We start from the raw sequence: 19,061 nt of genomic DNA, 5'->3' as shown, positions 1-19,061 counted from the left end.
CAGCCGTTCCCCGGTTGTGCACAACGGATGTGGCTCAGCTCACTCCGGGGCGACCGTCCCGTCCGTGAGCCCGTCGTACATGCCCTGGACCAGCAGTCCGCCGAGTCGGCCCGCCGTGCGCAGTGCGTCCTCGAAGGCGGCGAGGGCGCGGAACTGCTCACCGTACCGCCGCTGTTCGTCCAGCGGGAGCCGGGGCAGCCGGATGCGCCGGGCGTCGAGACGCGAGGCGGTCGAGGCGTGGCTGCTGGCGCGGCGGTTGTTGGCGGTGCCGCGCAGGAAGCCGGCGAGGAACCAGGGGTCCAGCACGGCCGGATCGGGGCGCAGAAGCTGGAGGTTGCGGCCGAGCACGGCCCCGGCGGTCGCCTCGTCCACGACCCGGACGACCGAGCCGCCGCCGAGGACGGGTACGACGACGTCACCGGTGCGGAGGACGACGGCGTCCTCGGCGGGCCCGGCGGTCCCTGTGGCCCCGGGGGCTTTCGCGGACGCGGCTCCGGCGGCGGCCGGGGGGCCGCTGGGCGGGGTGTTGCCGAGCACGTCGTGTTCGGTGAGGACGGAGGCGGGGGTGCCGCCAGGGGCGCCGCCGGAGTGGCCGGAGCCGCCGGTGGTGAGCTGGAGGGCGCCCGCGCGGGCGAGTTCGCCGAGAGTGGTGAACGGCCGGGACGAGGGCTCGGTCAGATCGGCGGGCGGCGGGGTCAGCCGGAGGGTGAGCCGCAGCCCGTCCGTCAACCGGTCCCGTACGTCGGCCAGTTCGGCGACCCCCCCGCCGGTGGCGGGCCGGGGCAGGTGGCGGGCGGGGGTGAGGTCGACTTCGTCGTCGAGAAGCTCGATGACGGGCACCGCCCGGCTCGGCCCCGGCGCGGGGGCGTTGCCGGGGGTGGCTTCGGACCCGGGGCCGGGGTCGGTGGCGGCGAAGGCGTGCCAGGCGTCGAGCACCGTACGCCGGACGAGCGGCCAGTCCATCCGTTCGCGGCCGCTTCCCGCGACACCTCCGGCAAGGCCGCCGACAAGCCCGCCGATGCCGCCGGCCGCCCCGGTCGCGCCCGTCGCCAGGTCGGCGGACTCGGCCGTGTCCACGAGAAGGAGTGCGGGCGAGGGCTGCACGCCGTGGTCCGGCCTGCGCAGGATCCACAGGTGCAGCGGGACGCCGTACGGCGGGGCGGCCCCGGCGGGCAGCGCGACGACGGCCCGCAGCGCGCCCCGGCGCAGCAGGTCGGCGCGGATGCGGCGGCCGGAGCGGCGGGAGGCGGCGGCCGGGGGCATCAGCAGGACGGCGGTGCCACCGGGCCGCAGCCGGGCCAACGCGTGCTGCACCCAAGCGAGTTCGGACTCGGCACGAGCCGGATAGCCGTACTCCCACCGGGGGTCGTAGGCCAGTTCGTCGTGGCCCCAGTTGCGTTCGTTGAACGGCGGGTGACAGAGCACCACGTCGGCCGCCAGCTTCGGGAAGGCGTCCGCGCGCAGGGTGTCGCCGGTACGCACCGCGAGCTCCGGCGCCTCGGGGGCCGCACCGCCACCCGCGCCCAGGGCGAGGCGGAGAGCGGTGAGCGCCGCGAGGTCGGGGTCGGACTCCTGCGCGTACAGGGCGACCGGCCGGCCGACAGCGCGCAGCAGCGCCCCGGTCCCGGACGCGGGATCCAGCACGGCGGGGGCGGGCGTCTTCCGGGACGGGCGGCGGCCGGAACCTCCGGCCGGGACGGCGAGGTCGGCCATGAGGGCGGCCAGATCGGGCGGGGTGAGGGTGTACTGCCGTGGATTGGCGTCCAGTTGGCGGCCGAACAGGAACTCGAAGGCCTGCCCCGCCCCGGACTCGGCCGACAACGCGGCAGCCCCGCGCAGCAGCGGCACGGACGGCAGCAGCGCCTCGGGCGCGGGCACCTGGACGGCCCGGACGGGGGGCGGGGCGGGGGTCGCGCCGGGCGCCGATCCGGCACCCTCGCGCCGGTCCGGCACCTCCGGCCCGAACCGGGCGTCGAGTACGGGCGCCAGGGCATCGGGCAGCAGGCGGGCGACACGCTCGTCCGAAACAGCCGCCAACTCCAGCCAGGCGGTGGGCCGGTCGCGCACGAGCAGCAGGGCGCAGCCGACGTGGATCAGGGCGGCGACCGTACCGGCCGGATGCCCGGAGAGCTGCTGCCACACACGCTCCCGGAGCGGCACCTCGACCAGCTTCCCCTGCCCCCGGAGCCATTCCTCCACCTCGGCGAGCGCGAAGGCCGGGCTGGCCTCCGTACCGCCGACCGGCTTGGGGAAGTCCGCGTGACGCCTACGCCAGTTGCTGACGGCGGCCCGTCCGACTCCAGCCAGGCGGGCGATCCCGGCGGCGGTCACCTCAGAGGCGTTCTCCGGCACTTGCTCTCCCTGGTCCGAATCGTCACCGTTCGCGCCACCGTTCGCGCTGTGCAGGCGAGCATACCGACGCTCACCGCACCGATCGATTCACAGTCGAATGTTCAGTGTTCACAGAATTCGATGTTGACTCGGTTCACAGGCTCTGCTGTGATGGGGCTGTGCCCGCACCGGTGACTGCCGCCGGTGCTCAAGTCCCGTTGTTCCGTTGCTGTCCGGGCGTCATCCGTGAGCCGTCCGGGCGTCGTCCGGCGTGCCCGGACGGCGCCGGAGCGACGTTTCCCGTCGCCCCCTCCGCCTCTTCCTTCTCCTGGAGTACAGCCATGCGCCGAGTCGCGCGTACCGCCGCTGCCGCCGTCTGCACCCTCTCCGTCCTCACCCTGGCCGCCTGCGGCGCCGAGGAGGGCGGCGCGGCCTCGTCGTCCTCGTCCGCGACGAAGACGGCCGAACCCTTCGCGGACAAGTCGGGCCCGGACGTCGTCAACGCGGCGCTCAAGAACATCCGCAAGGCGACCGCCTTGCACCTCGCCCTCGACATGAAGACGGCCGACGGCCCCATGAAGGCCCAGTTCTCCACCAGCATCGGCAGCGGGACGTGCACCGGCTCCATGAGCATGGGCGACCAGGGCTCGATGTCGATCATCAAGATCGGCGAGGCCGTCTACCTGAAGCTCGACGAGGCCATGCTGCGCGCACAGTCCGAGGGCGAGTCCGAGGCGGACATACAGGCCGCGGTGGACATGGTCGCCGACCACTGGATGACCGAGAAGGCCTCGGACCCGGACACCAAGGACATGGTCGAGTTCTGCGAACTGGAGTCACTCCTCAAGGAGTTCGAGGACGGCGACACGGAGGCGAAGAAGGTGGGCCCCACCACCCACGCGGGCGCTCCCGCCTTCCGCCTGAGCGAGAAGGACGGCAAGGAGACCTACTCGATCCTGGTCTCCACCGGCAGTGACCCGCAGCTCCTCCAGGTCAGCTCCACGGGCGGCGACGAGCCGATGACCATGACCTTCTCCGACTTCGACAAGCCCGTCGTGGCGGAGAAGCCGGCCGCTGAGGACATGGTGGACGTGAGCTGAGGCCGACGAGGGGGCGACTGGGGGGCGGCTGGCGCCGAAGAGGCTGCGGGGGCGCCACTCATGACGCCCCGGCGCGGGAGGGGGCGCCGGGGTGGGGCGGGGGCACCGGGGGGCCGGGCGTCGGGGGCGCCTGGGGGTGGTGCGCCTGGGGGAAGGGGGAGCCGGGCAGCGTCGAGTCGGGGGGCTCGACGCTGCCCGGCGCGCAGGCCGGGGCGGAGCGGGGCGGCCATGACGATCCCGGATGCGCGGGGACGGCCCCGGGGCGCCCGTCCTCGACCGAGCCGGCCCGCGCGCCCGTGGAGGCCGGCGGCCCAGGAATCAGGCGCCGCACTGCTTGAGCATCATCGCCTTGTCGGCCGTGGTCACCGGCAGTTCGTACTTCAGTGAGACCTGGGCGAAGCGGAGCGCGTACGAGCAGCGGATCGGCTTGTACGGCGGCAGCCAGGCGGCGGGGCCGGAGTCGCTCTTCGAGCCATTGGTGGGGCCGTCGACGGGGATGAGGTTGAGCGGGTCGTTGGCGATCTGCTGGCGCTTGGCGTCGCTCCAGCGTGAAGCGCCCATCTGCCAGTCGTAGGACAGCGGCATCACATGGTCGATCTGGATCTTCGTGGCCTTCGTCTTGGTCCACGCGATCGTCGAACCGGTGTAGGGGTCCTTGAGCGTCAGCGAGGCCACCACGCAGTCGGAGCCGCTGCGGAACCGCACCTGCTGCCCGTCCCGCTTGAGCAGGTCGTTGCGGGTGTCGCAGCCGTTGCGGGCCAGCGCTATGCCGTTCACGGTGTCCTTCCACGCGGAGCCGAACTCGTCCCGGTCGTAACCGGTCTTGGGGCCGCGCCCCTTGGTGAGTACCTTCTGGATGACCTTCCGCGCCTCGGCCCGGTCCGCGTCGGTGGTCAGCGGGGCCAGACCGGGCTTCGTACCGTCGGGGTTGTCCAGCGGGCTCGCGCCGAATCCCTCGGTGGACCGCCCGCCGTCGTTCGCCCCCGCGCCCGGGGTCTCTTCCGGGACGGCGAGGTCGTCGGGGTCGCAGCCGGCCAGGGCCAGTACGGCGAAGGCGCTCAGGGCGGGCAGAGCCACGCGGTACGTACGGAGAGATATCACTGGCAGCCGTCCTGACGGGGAGAGAGCCGAACCCGGGAATCCTACGGACGTCTTCCCCGTCGGCTGCCATTCATGGCGCGTGGGTCCTCGGGCCACGGATTCACGTGACGGACTCTCAGCCGGACTGCGGAGTACGCCTCAGCGCCTACCGCCGCTCCCCTGCGCCTCCGCGTCTACGGCTGCACCCCTGCGTCTCAGCGCCTACGGCTGCACCCCTGCGTCTCAGCGCCTACGGCTGCACCCCTGCGTCTCAGCGCCTACGGCTGCTCTCCTGCGCCTCCGCGCAGCCGATGCAGAGGGTCGCCTCCGGGCGCACCTCCAGGCGGGCGGCCGGAATCGGCTCGCCGCAGCTCCGGCACCGGCCGTAGTCGTCGCGGTCCAGCCGCTCCAGCGCGCGGTCCAGCTCGGCCAGGTGTGCGTCGGCGCGGGCGAGAAGGGCGGCGACGTGGGCCCGCTCGAACGCGGTGCTGGAGCCCTCCGGGTCGTGTTCGTCGTCGACGGCGACCAGGGCGTTCGCCTCGACGATCCCCTCGAAGTCGCGCCGGAGCGCCTCGATCTGCTCGCTCGTGGAGACGCGCTCGGCGGCGATCAGCATCCGTACGTTCTCCGGCCCGGGACGCTCCGGGAGCCGGTCGCCGGAGCCTGCGGGGTCCGGCTCGGGGAGGGGAACGCGGGTGGATATACTTCCCATATGTAACGGAACGCGGGGGCCCGGGTGCACATTCCAGCCCCCGCTCGCCCCGGGCCCCCGCTCCGACCGCCGTCGCTCGGTCCGCGACCGCCTCTCCGCGAACCCGTCCTCACGGCCCCGCCTTCACGGCCCCGTCTCCGTGGCCTCTCCTTCGCGGCCCGGCGCCCCTCAGACCTTCCCGATGCCGAGCGTGTTCTCGGCGGGCAGCAGCCCGGAACCGATGACTTCCAGCCACGGGGTGCCCAGCAACTCCGCGAGCCGGGTCCGGTCCGCCTCCCCGAGCGCACGCCACGGCCGGGCGGCCCGCTCGTCGGTGCGCCGCTCCACCTCCGCACGGAGCGCCCGCCCGGTCTCCGTCGCCGTACCGTCCCCCGCCAGCAGCCCCCGGGCCGTCAGCCGCTCCCGGGCGGCCTTCCACTCCCGCTCGCTCCACCCCCGGCTCGCGAACACCGCGACGGGGGCGGCCCCCACGGCCGCGAAGGAGACCAGCGCTTCGACGGGGTCGAGACCGGACTCCCACAGCGCGGCGAGGTGGCCGTCGCCCCGGTGCTCGCGCAGGATCGTGGCCGCCTGCCAGAGCACGAGGTGCGGGGCGTCCGGCCAGGGAAGCGCGGAGTTGGCGGCACCGAGCGGCAGACCCTGGGCGGCCGGTTCGGCGGCGGGGGCCGGTTCGGCGGCGGTGACCGCCTCGGCCGCGCGGCGGGCCAGCGCCGCCGCTTCGGCCGCCTCGGGCCCGTCGACCCAGGCCCCGAGCAGCGCCCGGTACGCACGGTCCACGGCCACGCCCCTCGCGGCGAGCACCGCCTCCGGGGTGGCGGTGGACCAGACGCCGGGGACGTACGCGCGCACCATCTCGGGGCTGAAGCTGCAGAAGGCCCCGGTGACGTATTCCGCCGAGGGGACGGCACCTCCGGCCGCTCCGGCCGGCGCGGCCCGCCAGGCGAAGTAGCTCGGCCAGCGCTCCTCGATGCCGTATCCCAGCGCGGCGGCCTCCTCGAAGGCCTCCGGCGCGTAGTACAGGACGGCGTGCAGAGGCTCCAGCAGGTGCCACATCTGCCGGACGCGCCCCAACTCCTCCGCCCGTCCCTGGCCCCGCCCCTGGACCGTTTCCTCAGCCATGATCTCCATCTCCCCGTGAAGCCGTGAAGCCGTGAAGGCGCCAAGCCGTTGAAGCCGCGCGACCGAGCCATCTAGTCACTGCCTAGATTCCCACCCTGCACCCACCCCCCGAACTTGTCAATGCCTAGATACGGCGTACGGTACGGACATGAGCAGCGAACAGGCCCGGCGCCAGGCCCCGCACCAGTCCCTGGACCAGTCCTCGTACCACCACGGAGATCTCCGGCGCACGATCCTGGCGGCGGCCGTGGAGGTGATCGCCACGGAGGGACCGGCCGCCCTCAGCCTGCGCGACCTGGCTCGCCGCGCCGGGGTCTCGCACGCCGCCCCCACGCATCACTTCAAGGACCGGGCGGGTCTGCTGACGGCCGTGGCCACGGAGGCGTACACCCTGTTCGCGGACTCCCTCTCCGAGGTCACCGACCTCACGGAGAAGGGCGCCCGGTACGTACGGTTCGCCGCCGACCACCCCGCGCACTTCCAGGTGATGTTCCAGCCCGACCTCTACCGCGCCGACGACCCCGCCCTGACCGCCGCCCGCGAACGCGCCACCCGCACGCTCCGCGAGGGCGTGGCCGGCCTGGCGCCCGACGGCACCGGCCACCCCGGAGCCGATGACGCCCGCCGGACGGGGGTGGCCGCCTGGTCCCTGGCACACGGCTTCGCCTCCCTGGTGCTGAGCCACAACCTGACGGACTTCCTCGGCGGCCGCGACCCCGAAGAGGCGTTCCGGTCCGTCGCGAACGGGGTGTTCGGAGGGCCGTAGGGGTCGCAGGGCCACGTCGTGGCGGCTCCCTCCCGGGGGGGGAGTTGACGAGAGAGCGCCGCCGGTTCGGCGCGGGCCGGTTCAGCGCGGGCCGCGGGCCGGGGTTCAGCGGGAACCGCTGTGCTTCTTCTTCTCCGCCGGACCGCAGGTGGCGGCCGGGATGTCGCCGGTGGACACGGCTGCCTCGAAGGCGGGGAGTCCGGTGAGGTCGAAGCGCGGCATGATCACCGGGATGTCGAGGTCGCGCAGCCGGGCGTTGGTGGGGTCGGTCGTCGTCATCGTCATCACAGGTCCGTCGGTATGTCGAGGTGGTAGGGGTGGTGCTCCTGGTAGTCGATCGCCAGTTGCAGGATGATCGCGTCGCCGCCGTACGGGGCGGCCATGTCGATGCCGACCGGGATGCCGGTGTCCGTGTCGCGGCCCACCGGGAGGTTCAGGCAGGGCCAGCCCGTGGTGTTCGGGCGGCTGGACTCGACGCCCGAGAAACTGCCGGTGCTGTCGTTGGCCCGGGCCGGCGGGGTCTGCACCTTCTGCGGCCAGAGGCAGGCGACGATGTCGTTCTCCTCGAAGACCTTCGCCCACATCTCGGAGTACTCCCGGCGCACCCGGTGGGCGCCGAAGAGGTCCGCGGCCGTCAGTGCGGCGGCCCGCTGCTGGAGCTGCTGCTTCTGGGTCTCCATGGTGCTGAGCGAGGTGCGGAACCGGGTGCGTACGGCGCCTTCGATCGCCTCGTCCTCCTCCGCCGTCACGGCGTAGGTCCCTCGCAGCGTCCAGGCGTTCTCGGCGTTGGCGTACGTACTGCTCGCCGAGACCTTCGCGCCGGTCACCGGGTCGACGGCCGCGGCCGCCCAGTAGGCGGTGTTGCCCAGGTTGGAGGCGGGCGGGGTGATCGGGACGATCTCGGCGCCCAGCTCCTCGAACTGTGCGACGGCGGCCCGCAGCCGGGCGAGTATCCCCGCCGTCCACCTGTCGCGGGCCGGTGAGGTCTCGGTCTCCACGGTGGAGCCGATCCGCAGACCGGCGAACGGCTTGCGGCCGGGACGCGGCGCCAGCGGGAAGCCGTTGGGGAAGCCGGGTGCCTGCTCGGAGCGCGGATCGCGGGGGTCGGGACCGGCTATCACGCCGAGCAGCATCGACACGTCCGCCATCGACCGGCCCATCGGTCCGCAGGTGTCCAGGCTGGTGCTGGACACGGTGACTCCGTGCTTGGGCACCAGGCCGTAACTGGGCTTGATGGAGCCGACTCCTACGTTCTGCGCGGGGTTGCGCAGGGAGTTGCCGGTGTCCGAGCCGGTCGCGACGACCGCGAGCCGGGACGCGATCGCGGCGGCCGAGCCGCCGGATGAGCCGCCGACGCAGAGTTCGCGGTTCCACGGGTTGGCGGTCTGCGGGCAGGTGTCGTCGTTGGTCCACGGGCCGGTGTGGGTCAGCCCCAGGATCGGCATGTGGGCCGCGCGCAGTCGCTCGGCGACCACCGAGTCGCCGGTGGCGATGTTCCCGGCCGCCAGCGGGCAGCCGATGGTCAGTTCGGTGTCCTTGACCGCGTAGATGTCCTTCAGCGCCACCGGTACACCGCAGCCGAACGGCACGGGATCGCCGCCCCTGGCCGCCGCGTCCAGCGCCTTGTCGGCGGCCTTGGCGATGGTGAGGGCCAGCTCGGAGGTGGTGCGCACGTATGCGTTGAGCTTGCCGTTGTCGCCGAAGACGGGGATGTCGGGGTTGCGGGAGGGCACCGAGAACATGCCGTCGCCGTTGAGGGCGTCGATCCGGGCCAGGAACGCCCGGGTCACCTGGGTGCTGGTGACGTCCCGGGCCAGCAGCATCGCGGCCAGCTGGGTGCCGGTGAGGAAAGGGAGGGCGGTGCCCCGCTTCACCGCCGCCAGACCGGCCTTGCGCTGGGTTGCCAGGTAGTCGCGGGTGGCATCGCCGAGCTGGTCGGTGGTGCGGGTCGCGGCGGCGGCCGAGCCGGGCAGCAGTGCGGGGAGAGAAGCCCCGAAGCCGGTGACGGCGGCGGCGGTCAGAAAGCGCCTGCGGGATGCGTCTGAGGCGCTGGATGTGCCGGATGTACTGGATGTGCCGGGTTCGCTCAAGGGGAGGTCCTTCACGGGAGGGGCGCCGGAACAGGTCCGGCGTCCCGTGATCAACGCGGATGTTCGGTAGGGAAACACCTGAATCGATCATTCGCATGAAGGTGCCGTGTCGCGGCCGTTTCGGGCCTCAGGCCCTCAGACCCTCAGGCCCGCAGACCCTCAGGCCCGCAGACCCTCAAGCCCCCGACCGGCGCGCCACCTCGCTGTCGCGCCCGCCCCACGCGGTCACCGCCGTACCGCCTCCCCCCGCCCCGTTCACGTCCACGTCCACGTTCACGTCCACCGGCGGGTAGAACCGGCGGGCCCAGCGCCGGAACGGGCCGATCGGGCCGTCGCCGTGGGCGAGTTTCGGGGGCTGGAGGTACCGCTTGTGGTTCCAGATCGGGAAGTCCGCGGCGGTGAACTCGCAGCTCGACCGGAAGACCGCCCGGTCCAGCAGCCGGGCGGCGGTACGGCTCAGGGTGCGGGCGAGCGGGGCGGGCAGCCCGGACGGCTCGGTGAAGGCGATGCGGTTGCGCTGCCGGAACTGCATCCGGTGCGGCCCGATGGCGGTCGGCAGCACCATCGTGCACATCCGCAGCCCGAGCCGGGGGGTGTACACGTCGGCGTGGAGGCAGCCGAGGCCGTACCCGTCCACCTCGATCTCGACGACGAAGTCACCGAGGAGCGGTGCCGACTCGTGGGCACGCATGGAGACGTGGAAGCCGGCGTCCTCGTACACGACCGGCCCGCCCATCTCCGCCCGCTGCCAGCCGTGCAGGGTGGCGAAGTGGCCGAGGTCCACGGAGTTCTCGATGACCTCCTGGACGTTCCCGCCGAGCTCCCACGCGGCTTCCCGGGCGGGCCGGTGGCCGATCTCGTGCCACGGCGGGACGAACCAGTCGGGCTCCCGGCCGTCGTGGTGCCGCCAGACGAAGACGGCCCCGTTGACCTCGTGCACGGGCAGCCGCGTCAGCGGCGACCTGGGGGGCGGGCTTTCGTACCCCGTACGGACGCAGGTGCCGTCGGGTCCGAAGGCGAACTGGTGGAAGGGGCAGACGAGTTCGTCACCGTCGACGCGCGCGAGTCCGAGGTGTGCGCCGAGGTGGGGGCAGTACGGCCGGATGGCCCGTAACGCTCCCGACCGGAGCCGGTACAGCACCACGTCCTCCCCGGCGAGCGGCCGGGTCAGCACGGTGCCGGGTTTCAGTTCGGAGGCGAAGGCGAGAGCGGCCCAGCCGCTGGGGTAGGGCAGGGCGGGTACGCCCGCAAGGTCGGCAGGGGTCGGTCCCTCAGTGATGGCGCGGGTGTACGGACGAGGCAGTCCCACGAATTACCCTCTCGGGCCGAGGATCAGCGGTCGGCTGAAGGCTGCCCACCCCGCGCCAGGATGCCCGCGGCAGCCCGAAGTCCACCCGAACGTGGCGCGTACACCGAAGTGTTGCCATCGGGAACCCGTGGACGGAGTTGCGGCCCGGGCCGGGCCGCGTGCGTCGGGTGGCGCCGATGCCGCGTACACCGTCGGGCCGCCCTCCCGGCGACGGGAGGGCGGCCCGCGGTGTACGGGCCCGTAGAGGCCAGGGCCTTTCGGAATGCGGCTTACGACCCCAGGATCGTGGTCAGGAACTCTCCCGTCCACGCCAGCAGTTCGCGGCCCACGACCGGCTTGCCGCCGATGCGGCCGGCGGTCGGGCGCGGGACCAGGATCTGGTGGGTGGCGGCCTTGATGACGGTCTTCGGATGGAGCCGCTTGAGGCGCAGTTCCTGCGACTCGCGCAGTTCCACCGGCGCGAAGCGGATGCTGGAGCCCTGGAGGACGATCTCGCCGACTCCGCAGGCGCGGGCCAGCATGCGCAGGCCGGCCACCAGGAGGAGGTTCTCGACGGGCTCGGGGAGCTTGCCGTAGCGGTCGGTGAGTTCCTCGCGGACGGCGCGGACGTCCTCCTCCGAGTTGGCGGAGGCGATGGCACGGTACGCCTGGAGGCGCAGCCGCTCGCCGGGGGCGTAGTCGTGCGGGACGTGGGCGTCGACCGGGAGCTCGATCTTGACCTCCAGCGGCGCCTCCTCCTCGACCGTGCCGTCCATCTGGGCCCGGTAGTCGGCGACGGCCTCGCCGACCATGCGGACGTAGAGGTCGAAGCCGACGCCCGCGATGTGGCCGGACTGTTCGCCGCCGAGGAGGTTGCCCGCGCCGCGGATCTCCAGGTCCTTCATGGCGACGTACATGCCGGCGCCCATCTCGGTGTGCTGGGCGATCGTGGCGAGGCGCTCGTGGGCGGTCTCGGTGAGCGGCTTCTCGGGCGGGTAGAGGAAGTAGGCGTATCCGCGGTCGCGGCCTCGGCCCACCCGGCCGCGCAGCTGGTGGAGCTGGGAGAGGCCGAAGTTGTCGCCGCGTTCGACGATGAGGGTGTTGGCGTTGGAGATGTCGATGCCGGATTCGACGATGGTGGTGGAGACGAGGACATCGAACTTCTTCTCCCAGAAGTCCACCACGACCTGTTCCAGGGCCTGTTCGGACATCTGGCCGTGTGCTGTGGCGATCCGGGCCTCGGGGACGATCTCGCGCAGCCGGGCGGCGGCACGGTCGATGGACTCCACCCGGTTGTGGATGTAGAACACCTGCCCCTCGCGCAGGAGTTCGCGTCGTACGGCGGCGCCGATCTGCTTCTCCTCGTACGGGCCGACGAAGGTCAGTACGGGGTGCCGCTCCTCGGGCGGGGTCGTGATGGTGGACATCTCGCGGATGCCGGTCACGGCCATTTCGAGGGTACGGGGGATGGGGGTGGCGGACATGGTGAGGACGTCGACGTTGGCGCGGAGCTTCTTCAGCTGCTCCTTGTGCTCGACGCCGAAGCGCTGTTCCTCGTCGACGATGACCAGGCCGAGGTCCTTGAACTTGGTCTCGGAGGAGAACAGGCGGTGGGTTCCGATGACGAGGTCGACGGCGCCGTCCTTCAGTCCGGCGAGGGTCGCCTTGGAGTCCGCCTCGGACTGGAATCGGCTCAACGCCCGAACGTTGACCGGGAACTGGGAGTACCGCTCGGTGAATGTGCCGTAGTGCTGCTGGACGAGGAGAGTCGTGGGGACGAGCACCGCGACCTGCTTGCCGTCCTGTACGGCCTTGAAGGCGGCGCGCACCGCGATCTCCGTCTTGCCGTAGCCGACGTCGCCGCAGATCAGGCGGTCCATCGGGACCGTCTTCTCCATGTCCTCCTTGACCTCGGCGATCGTGGAGAGCTGGTCGGGCGTCTCCGCGTACGGGAAGGCGTCCTCCAGTTCGCGCTGCCACGGGGTGTCGGGGCCGAAGGCGTGGCCGGGGGCGGCCATGCGGGCGCTGTAGAGCTTGATGAGGTCGCCGGCGATCTCCTTGACGGCCTTCTTGGCGCGCTGCTTGGTCTTCGTCCAGTCGGCGCCGCCGAGCCGGTGCAGGGTCGGGGCCTCGCCGCCCACGTACTTGGTGACCTGTTCCAGCTGGTCGGTCGGGATGTAGAGCCGGTCGCCGGGCTGGCCGCGCTTGGCGGCGGCGTACTCGACGAGCAGGTACTCGCGGGTGGCGCCCTGCACGGTGCGCTGCACCATCTCGATGTACCGGCCGACGCCGTGCTGCTCGTGGACGATGTAGTCGCCCGCCTCCAGCGTCAGCGGGTCGATGGTCTTGCGGCGGCGGGCCGGCATCCGGCCGAGTTCCTTGGTGGCGGTGCGCTGGCCGGTGAGGTCGGTCTCGGTGAGCACCGCGAGCTTCAGCGCGGCGTCGATGAACCCGTGGTCGATGGCGCCGCAGGAGACGTGGACGAGGGACGGCGAGATCTCCGTGAGGTCGGGGTCGAGCCGGGCGGCGATGCCCTCGCCGCCGAGCACCTCGACGGTGCGCGAGGCGAGCCCCTGGCCCTCGGTGACGTACACCGTGCGCCAGCCGTCGGCGATCCACCCCTTGGTGTCGGCGAGTGCGCGGGCGGTGTCGCCGCGGTACGCCTCCGGGGCGCGCATCCCGAGCTTGAGGGTGTCCTCGTCCAGCTCGTCGTCGGCGGCGAACGGGGAGGTGGACCACCACATCATGGAGAGCTCGCGGGCCCGGTCGCGTACGTCGGCGATGGACCGGAGCGAGGCGGCGCCCACGTCGATCGGGGCGTCGCCGCCGCCCGCCGTGGCCGCCCAGGACGCCTGGAGGAACTCCTGGCTGGTGGCGACGAGGTCGGCGGCGCGGGTACGGACCCGCTCGGGGTCGCAGACCAGCGTCATCGCACCCTTGGGCAGGACGTCGAGCAGCAGCTCCATGTCGTCCACGAGGACCGGCGCCAGGGACTCCATGCCCTCCACCGCGATGCCCTCGGCGATCTTGCTCAGCAGCTCGCCCAGCTCCGGGTGGGCCTCGGCGAGTACGGCGGCGCGCTCGCGTACCTCGTCGGTGAGGAGCAGCTCCCGGCAGGGCGCCGCCCACAGCCCGTGTTCGGCGACCTCCAGGGAGCGCTGGTCGGCGACCTTGAAGTACCGGATCTCCTCGACGTCGTCGCCCCAGAACTCCACCCGCAGGGGGTGTTCCTCGGTCGGCGGGAACACGTCGAGGATGCCGCCGCGAACCGCGAACTCGCCGCGCCTCTCGACCAGTTCGACCCGCGAGTACGCGGCTGCCGCGAGCGCCGCCACGACGTCGCCCAGATCGGCGCTCTGCCCGCTCCGCAGCGCTACGGGCTCCAGGTCGCCGAGGCCCTTGACCTGCGGCTGGAGTACGGAACGTACGGGCGCCACGACCACGCTCACCGGCCCCGTCTCCGGGTCGTCGGTGCGCGGGTGCGCCAGGCGCCGCAGCACGGCCAGGCGCCGGCCCACGGTGTCCGAGCGCGGCGAGAGCCGCTCGTGCGGCAGGGTCTCCCAGGACGGGTACTCGGCGACGGAGTCCGCGGGCAGCAGGGTGCGCAGCGCGGCGGCCAGGTCCTCGGCCTCCCGTCCGGTGGCGGTGACCGCGAGGACCGTGCGCCCCGTCCCCCGGGCCAGCGAGGCCACGGCGAAGGGGCGGGCGGCGGGCGGCCCCACCAGGTCGACGTGCATCCGGTGACCGTCGGTGGCGGCCTTCACCGCTTCGGAGAGCGCGGGATCGCGTGCGACGAGATCCAGCAGACCGTGCAGGCTCATGGAGGGGTTCCGTCCGGGGTGGCTTCGGGCTTCCCGGCAGCCGGCTGCTGCCAGGAGCTGCGCGCCGCGCCGTGAGGGGACGCAACGCGAAGGGCCCGACACGTGGAACGGGCCGGGGTCTCCACCCTACGACTCGCGGCGGGTGGTCGCGTGCGGGACGGGGTGGCGGAGGGGCTCGGGAGGGCTCGCGGGGCCGGTGCGGGCGCCGGTGCGGGCGGGGTGGCGGGGAGACGCCCGGGAGGGCTCGCGTGGGCCAGTACGGGCGCCGGTGCGGGCGGGGTGGCAGGGAGACGCCCGGGAGGGCTCGCGTGGGCCGGTACGGGCGCCGGTGCGGGCGGGGTGGCGCCCTGCGGCGCCGGGCCCGGGGAGGGCGGCTCCGGCGGGCTCCACCGGCGCGAAAATGCGGTGCGCCCGGACGGCGGGGTGCGCAGACTGACGCGATGACCGCACGCGACTTCACCACGGATCTCCAGTTGTACGTGCAGGACGCCCGCGACGCCTTCCTGTGGAAGCTGGAGGGGCTCTCGGAGTACGACGTCCGGCGTCCCCTGACCCCGACCGGGACCAATCTGCTGGGGCTCGTGAAGCATGTGACCGGCGCCGAGGTGCTGTACCTCGGCGAGACCTTCGGCCGCCCGTTCGCCGGTGCCGCCCCCCGGCTGTGGATCGCGGGCGACGCCGAGCCTAACGCGGACCTCTGGGCGACCGCCGGGGAGTCCCGCGAGGAGATCGTCGAGGGGTACCGCCGGGTGTGGGCCCACTCGGACGAGACGGTCCGGTCCCTGCCGCTCGACACGGTCGGCCGCATGCCCGGCGGGCCGCGCCCCGAGCTGACCCTGCACCGGGCCCTCGTACACGTGGTCGCCGAGACCCACCGGCACGCCGGCCACGCCGATGTCGTACGGGAACTCGTCGACGGGGCCGTGGGGCAGCGGCAGAAGGGCCGCAACACGGCGCCCGGCGACGAGGCGTGGTGGGAGGGGCACCGGGACCGGGTGGAGCGGGCCGCGAGGGAGGCCGGCCGGGGCGTGTAGCGGCCACCCGGCCCGCTCGCGACGCACCGGGTCCCCGGCACGTTCGGCCGAACGTGCCGGGGACCCGGTCCCGCGCGGTGCCGTGCTCAGCCGTCCGTGGCGATGGCCGCCAGGACGTTCATCCGTCCCGCCCTGAAGGCGGGTACGAGGGCGGCGAACAAGCCGACGAACGCGGAGGCGACGAAGACGGTGATGATCGTCGGCCAGGGGATCTCCAGCGCGTTCAGCCCTTCCAGTGCGAGGAGTTGCTGGGCGGAGGCGCCCCAGCCCATGCCGAGGCCGAGGCCGAGCAGCGCTCCGAAGAGGGCGATGACCACCGACTCCAGGCGGATCATCCGGCGCAGCTGCCGGCGGGAGAGGCCGATCGCCCTCAACAGGCCGATCTCACGGGTCCGTTCGACGACGGAGAGGGCGAGGGTGTTCACCACGCCGAGCACCGCGACGACGATGGCGAGGGCGAGCAGGCCGTAGACGATGTTGAGCAACTGGCCGACCTGGTCCTGGAGATCCTTCTTGTAGTCGGCCTGGTTGCGGGGCTGGTAGACCGGGTACGGGGCGAGGGCCTTCTTCAGCGCCGCGTAGGCCGTCTTCTCCTGACCGTTCTTCGCCTGCGCGAACATCAGGAGGCTGTCGGGAAGTTGGTCGGCGGCGATGTGCTTGGCGGCGGTGGCGCGGCTGATGTACTTCGCTCCACCGTCGATGCTGGTGTCGTCCGAGGTGATGGCGGCGACGGTGAGCTTCGCCGTGCCGCCCGCCTTGAAGGCCACGTCGAGGGTGTCGCCGACCTTGACGCCGTGCTTCGTGGCGTAGTCCTCGCCGACCGAGACGGAGTCCTCGGCGTAGGCGTCGGCGAGGTCGCCGGAGAGGACCTCGCGGTGCACGTCCTGCTGGTAGCTGGGGTCGGCAGCGACCAGGCCGTCCTTGTCCTCGCCGCCGTCGGGGGAGGTCAGGGTGGCATTGAGGTAGGCGTAGTGGGTGACGTGCTCCAGCCCGGGGACGCCTTCGATGGCCTTGGCGGCCTGGGGCACGATCGGCTGGCCGTCGGCGGTCTGCACGATGAAGTCGGCGCCGACCGACTTGTCCAGTTCGTCGGAGACGGAGGCGACCATCGAAGCGCCGACGACCGAGAGGCAGGCCACCAGGGCGAGGCCGATCATCAGGGCCGCGCCGGTCGCCCCGGTGCGGCGCGGGTTGCGCAGGGCGTTGCGTTCGGCCATCCGGCCGACCGGGCCGAAGAACCGGAGCAGGGCCGCACTGAGCACCCGTACGACGACTCCGGCGAGGAGCGGGCCGATCACGATGAACCCGAGGAGGCTGAGGACCACGCCGACGCCGAGCAGGAGCGATCCTTCGCTCGACCCGTCGGCCTGTGCCGTGCCCCAGAGGGCGGCGGCGCCGGCGCCGGTGAGGAGGACGCCGATGATGGCGCGGACGCGTCCGGCCTGGCCGTCGGCGGGGGTTCCGGCGTCCCGCAGCGCGGCCATCGGCGACACCTTCCCGGCGCGCCGGGCCGGTACGTAGGCGGCGAGCACGGTGACGACGATGCCGAGCGCGAGGCCGACGACCGGGGTGGTCCAGGCGACGGTGAGGTCGTCGGTGGAGAGATTCATGCCGACGGCGCCCATCAGCCGCATGAGTCCGACGGCGAGTCCGACGCCCGCGACGACGCCGAGAACCGAGCCGACGATGCCGAGGAGGAGGGCTTCGACGAGTACCGACCGGTTGACCTGGCGGCGGCTGGAGCCGATGGCGCGCATCAGGCCGAGTTCGCGGGTGCGCTGGGCGACCAGCATGGAGAACGTGTTGACGATGAGGAAGATGCCGACGAGGAAGGCGATTCCGGCGAAGCCGAGCATCGCGTACTTCATCACGTCGAGGAAGGACCCCATGGAGTCCTTGCCGTCCTCGGCGGACTCGGCCTGCGTCTTGAGGGTGTACGGGGAGGTGTCGCCGAGCGCCTTGGCGACGTTGGCCTTCAGCTCCTCGTCGCTGGTGCCGGATGCGGCGGCGACATTGATCGTGCTGTACGAGTCGGGCCGGCCCAGGAGCTTCTGCTGCGCGGTCACGGTGTCGAAGTAGGCGATGGCCGCACCGGGGTTGGTGACGGTGAACTCGGCGATGCCAGTGATCTTCGCCCGGATCTCGCCGGCCGAGGTGATGGTGCGCAGCTCGTCGCCGAGCTTGAGGCCGTGCTTGTCGGCCGTACCGGAGTCGATCATCATCTCGGTGGGTCCGCGCGGCGCGTGGCCCGAGCTGATCTTCATCGAACGCAGCTCGTTGCGGGTCCAGTTGCCCGCGATGGTCGGGGCGCCGGTCTCCGGGCTGAGGTTCTTGTCGTGGCTGTCGACGATCGTCACCTGGAGGGTGGAGACCTGGCCTTCGGCGTCCTTGACGCCCTCGGCCTTCCGGACCTGCTGGAGAAGGGAGGCCGGCATCGTCTCCGGCTTGCCGTAGTCCGGGACGGCGTCGGACTCCTCGGCCGACTTGAGGCCCACCGAGACGTCGGGCGCGGAGACGGTGAAGAGCTTGTCGAACGTGGTGTTCATGGTGTCGGTGAAGACGAGGGTGCCGCAGACGAAGGCCACCGACAGCAGGACGGCGACGGCCGAGAGGGCCATCCGCCCCTTGTGCGCGAGGAAGTTGCGCAGCGAGGTCTTCCACACGGTCATGACGTCCGCCCGCGGGTGTCGAAGTTCTTCATGCGGTCGAGGACCTGGTCGGCGGTGGGGTTGCGCATCTCGTCGACGATCTTGCCGTCCGCGAGGTAGAGCACCCGGTCCGCGTAGGAGGCGGCGACCGGGTCGTGGGTGACCATGACGATGGTCTGGCCGAGCTGGTCCACGGAGGTGCGGAGGAAGGAGAGCACTTCGGCGCCGGCCCGCGAGTCGAGGTTTCCGGTCGGCTCGTCGCCGAAGATGATCTCGGGGCGTGCGGCGAGGGCGCGGGCGACCGCGACGCGCTGCTGCTGGCCGCCGGAGAGCTGGGTCGGCCGGTGCTTCAGCCGGTCGCCGAGCCCCACGGTCTCCACGACCTGCCGGAGCCAGTCGGCGTCGGGCTTGCGGCCGGCGATGTCCATCGGCAGCGTGATGTTCTCCAGCGCGTTCAGCGTCGGCAGCAGGTTGAACGCCTGGAAGATGAACCCGATCCGGTCGCGGCGGAGTTGGGTGAGCTTCTTGTCCTTGAGGCCGGTGATCATCGTCTCGTGGAGGAAGATCTCGCCGGAGGTCACCGTGTCGAGACCGGCCAGGCAGTGCATCAGCGTCGACTTGCCGGAGCCCGACGGGCCCATGATCGCGGTGAACTCGCCGCGGGCGATGTCGACATCGACGTGGTCGAGGGCGACGACCCGGGTCTCGCCCGTGCCGTACGCCTTCACCACCTGGCGCGCCCGTGCTGCCACGGCCGTCCGTTCTCCGGCTCCCCCGTGCCTGGGATTGGTCACAGCCGTCGTCACGATTCTTCTCCTCCGAGGATGGGCGTACGCGCCCCGCGAACGCGGTGAACCCCCCGGCCACCGCCACCGGCCGCACTTCGCGACCTGATGAATACGCTAGGGAATGACGTGCCCCCATCACGTCGTCCACGGGGAGGACCGTCCCCTTGGGCGCTGGGGGGAGGTCCCCCTAGGGGTCGGGCTCCACGGGCCTCGTCCTGGAGGCGGTGGGGGTGGCCCCACCCCGGGGTGGGGGCAGCACCAGGGCGTGTCCTCACCGTGCGGGT

13 protein-coding genes are annotated in these 19,061 nt (G+C 72.5%); 3 read left to right on the top strand and 10 right to left on the bottom strand.

The features are described from left to right. Window positions 1-39: 39 nt before the first annotated feature. Window positions 40-2,352, bottom strand: a complete 2,313-nt coding sequence (locus tag ACWCSV_RS24235; RefSeq protein ID WP_451145485.1) for an N-6 DNA methylase — start codon at window positions 2,350-2,352, stop codon at window positions 40-42. 320 nt (window positions 2,353-2,672) lie between these two features. Here ACWCSV_RS24235 and ACWCSV_RS24230 point away from each other — a divergent pair, with 320 nt between their 5' ends. Beyond that, the gene (locus tag ACWCSV_RS24230) at window positions 2,673-3,431 is read left to right on the top strand and encodes a hypothetical protein (RefSeq protein ID WP_451145483.1); all 759 of its coding nucleotides are present in this window, start codon (window positions 2,673-2,675) and stop codon (window positions 3,429-3,431) included. Between the two features lie 318 nt (window positions 3,432-3,749). On the opposite strand, the gene ACWCSV_RS24225 is transcribed toward ACWCSV_RS24230, so the two are convergent. The 3 genes from ACWCSV_RS24225 to ACWCSV_RS24215 all read right to left on the bottom strand — a co-directional run bounded on the left by ACWCSV_RS24225 (window position 3,750) and on the right by ACWCSV_RS24215 (window position 6,342). Continuing rightward, complete coding sequence (locus tag ACWCSV_RS24225) at window positions 3,750-4,532, bottom strand: HNH endonuclease family protein (RefSeq protein ID WP_451145481.1); 783 nt, start codon at window positions 4,530-4,532, stop codon at window positions 3,750-3,752. A 250-nt stretch (window positions 4,533-4,782) separates the two neighbouring features. Further along, the gene (locus ACWCSV_RS24220; RefSeq protein WP_451145553.1) at window positions 4,783-5,127 is read right to left on the bottom strand and encodes a TraR/DksA family transcriptional regulator; all 345 of its coding nucleotides are present in this window, start codon (window positions 5,125-5,127) and stop codon (window positions 4,783-4,785) included. Window positions 5,128-5,391: 264 nt separating this feature from the next. Beyond that, on the bottom strand, window positions 5,392-6,342 hold the full coding sequence (locus tag ACWCSV_RS24215) for an SCO6745 family protein (RefSeq protein ID WP_451145479.1): 951 nt from the start codon (window positions 6,340-6,342) through the stop codon (window positions 5,392-5,394). Between the two features lie 148 nt (window positions 6,343-6,490). Between ACWCSV_RS24215 and ACWCSV_RS24210 the strand changes: the two genes are divergently transcribed. Next, window positions 6,491-7,108: a TetR/AcrR family transcriptional regulator gene (locus ACWCSV_RS24210; protein ID WP_451145477.1), complete on the top strand. Its 618-nt coding sequence runs from the start codon at window positions 6,491-6,493 to the stop codon at window positions 7,106-7,108. Window positions 7,109-7,213: 105 nt separating this feature from the next. On the opposite strand, the gene ACWCSV_RS24205 is transcribed toward ACWCSV_RS24210, so the two are convergent. The 4 genes from ACWCSV_RS24205 to mfd form a co-directional block, all read right to left on the bottom strand. Then, the gene (locus ACWCSV_RS24205; protein ID WP_451145475.1) at window positions 7,214-7,393 is read right to left on the bottom strand and encodes a hypothetical protein; all 180 of its coding nucleotides are present in this window, start codon (window positions 7,391-7,393) and stop codon (window positions 7,214-7,216) included. Beyond that, the gene (locus ACWCSV_RS24200; protein WP_451145473.1) at window positions 7,393-9,198 is read right to left on the bottom strand and encodes an amidase; all 1,806 of its coding nucleotides are present in this window, start codon (window positions 9,196-9,198) and stop codon (window positions 7,393-7,395) included. The genes ACWCSV_RS24205 and ACWCSV_RS24200 overlap by 1 nt, the downstream gene beginning before the upstream one ends. 175 nt (window positions 9,199-9,373) lie before the next feature. After that, window positions 9,374-10,507 carry a Rieske 2Fe-2S domain-containing protein gene (locus tag ACWCSV_RS24195; RefSeq protein ID WP_451145471.1) on the bottom strand — a complete coding sequence of 378 codons (1,134 nt, stop codon included), beginning with the start codon at window positions 10,505-10,507 and terminating at the stop codon, window positions 9,374-9,376. A 269-nt stretch (window positions 10,508-10,776) separates the two neighbouring features. Next, window positions 10,777-14,307: a transcription-repair coupling factor gene (mfd, locus tag ACWCSV_RS24190; protein WP_451145469.1), complete on the bottom strand. Its 3,531-nt coding sequence runs from the start codon at window positions 14,305-14,307 to the stop codon at window positions 10,777-10,779. 440 nt (window positions 14,308-14,747) lie between these two features. On the opposite strand from mfd, the gene ACWCSV_RS24185 reads away from it, so the two are divergent. Then, the gene (locus tag ACWCSV_RS24185; protein ID WP_451145467.1) at window positions 14,748-15,341 is read left to right on the top strand and encodes a DinB family protein; all 594 of its coding nucleotides are present in this window, start codon (window positions 14,748-14,750) and stop codon (window positions 15,339-15,341) included. An 86-nt stretch (window positions 15,342-15,427) separates the two neighbouring features. Here ACWCSV_RS24185 and ACWCSV_RS24180 read toward each other — a convergent pair whose 3' ends face one another. Together ACWCSV_RS24180 and ACWCSV_RS24175 are read right to left on the bottom strand one after the other, a co-directional pair. Further along, on the bottom strand, window positions 15,428-18,010 hold the full coding sequence (locus tag ACWCSV_RS24180) for an ABC transporter permease (protein WP_451145465.1): 2,583 nt from the start codon (window positions 18,008-18,010) through the stop codon (window positions 15,428-15,430). Beyond that, window positions 18,007-18,795 (bottom strand): ABC transporter ATP-binding protein, encoded by a 789-nt coding sequence (locus ACWCSV_RS24175; RefSeq protein WP_450773775.1) that lies wholly within the window; start codon window positions 18,793-18,795, stop codon window positions 18,007-18,009. The genes ACWCSV_RS24180 and ACWCSV_RS24175 overlap by 4 nt, the downstream gene beginning before the upstream one ends. Between the last annotated feature and the right edge of the window lie 266 nt (window positions 18,796-19,061).

Source organism: Streptomyces sp. NPDC001770 (genome assembly GCF_053596135.1).
This window is presented reverse-complemented; position numbering and strand designations above follow the sequence as displayed.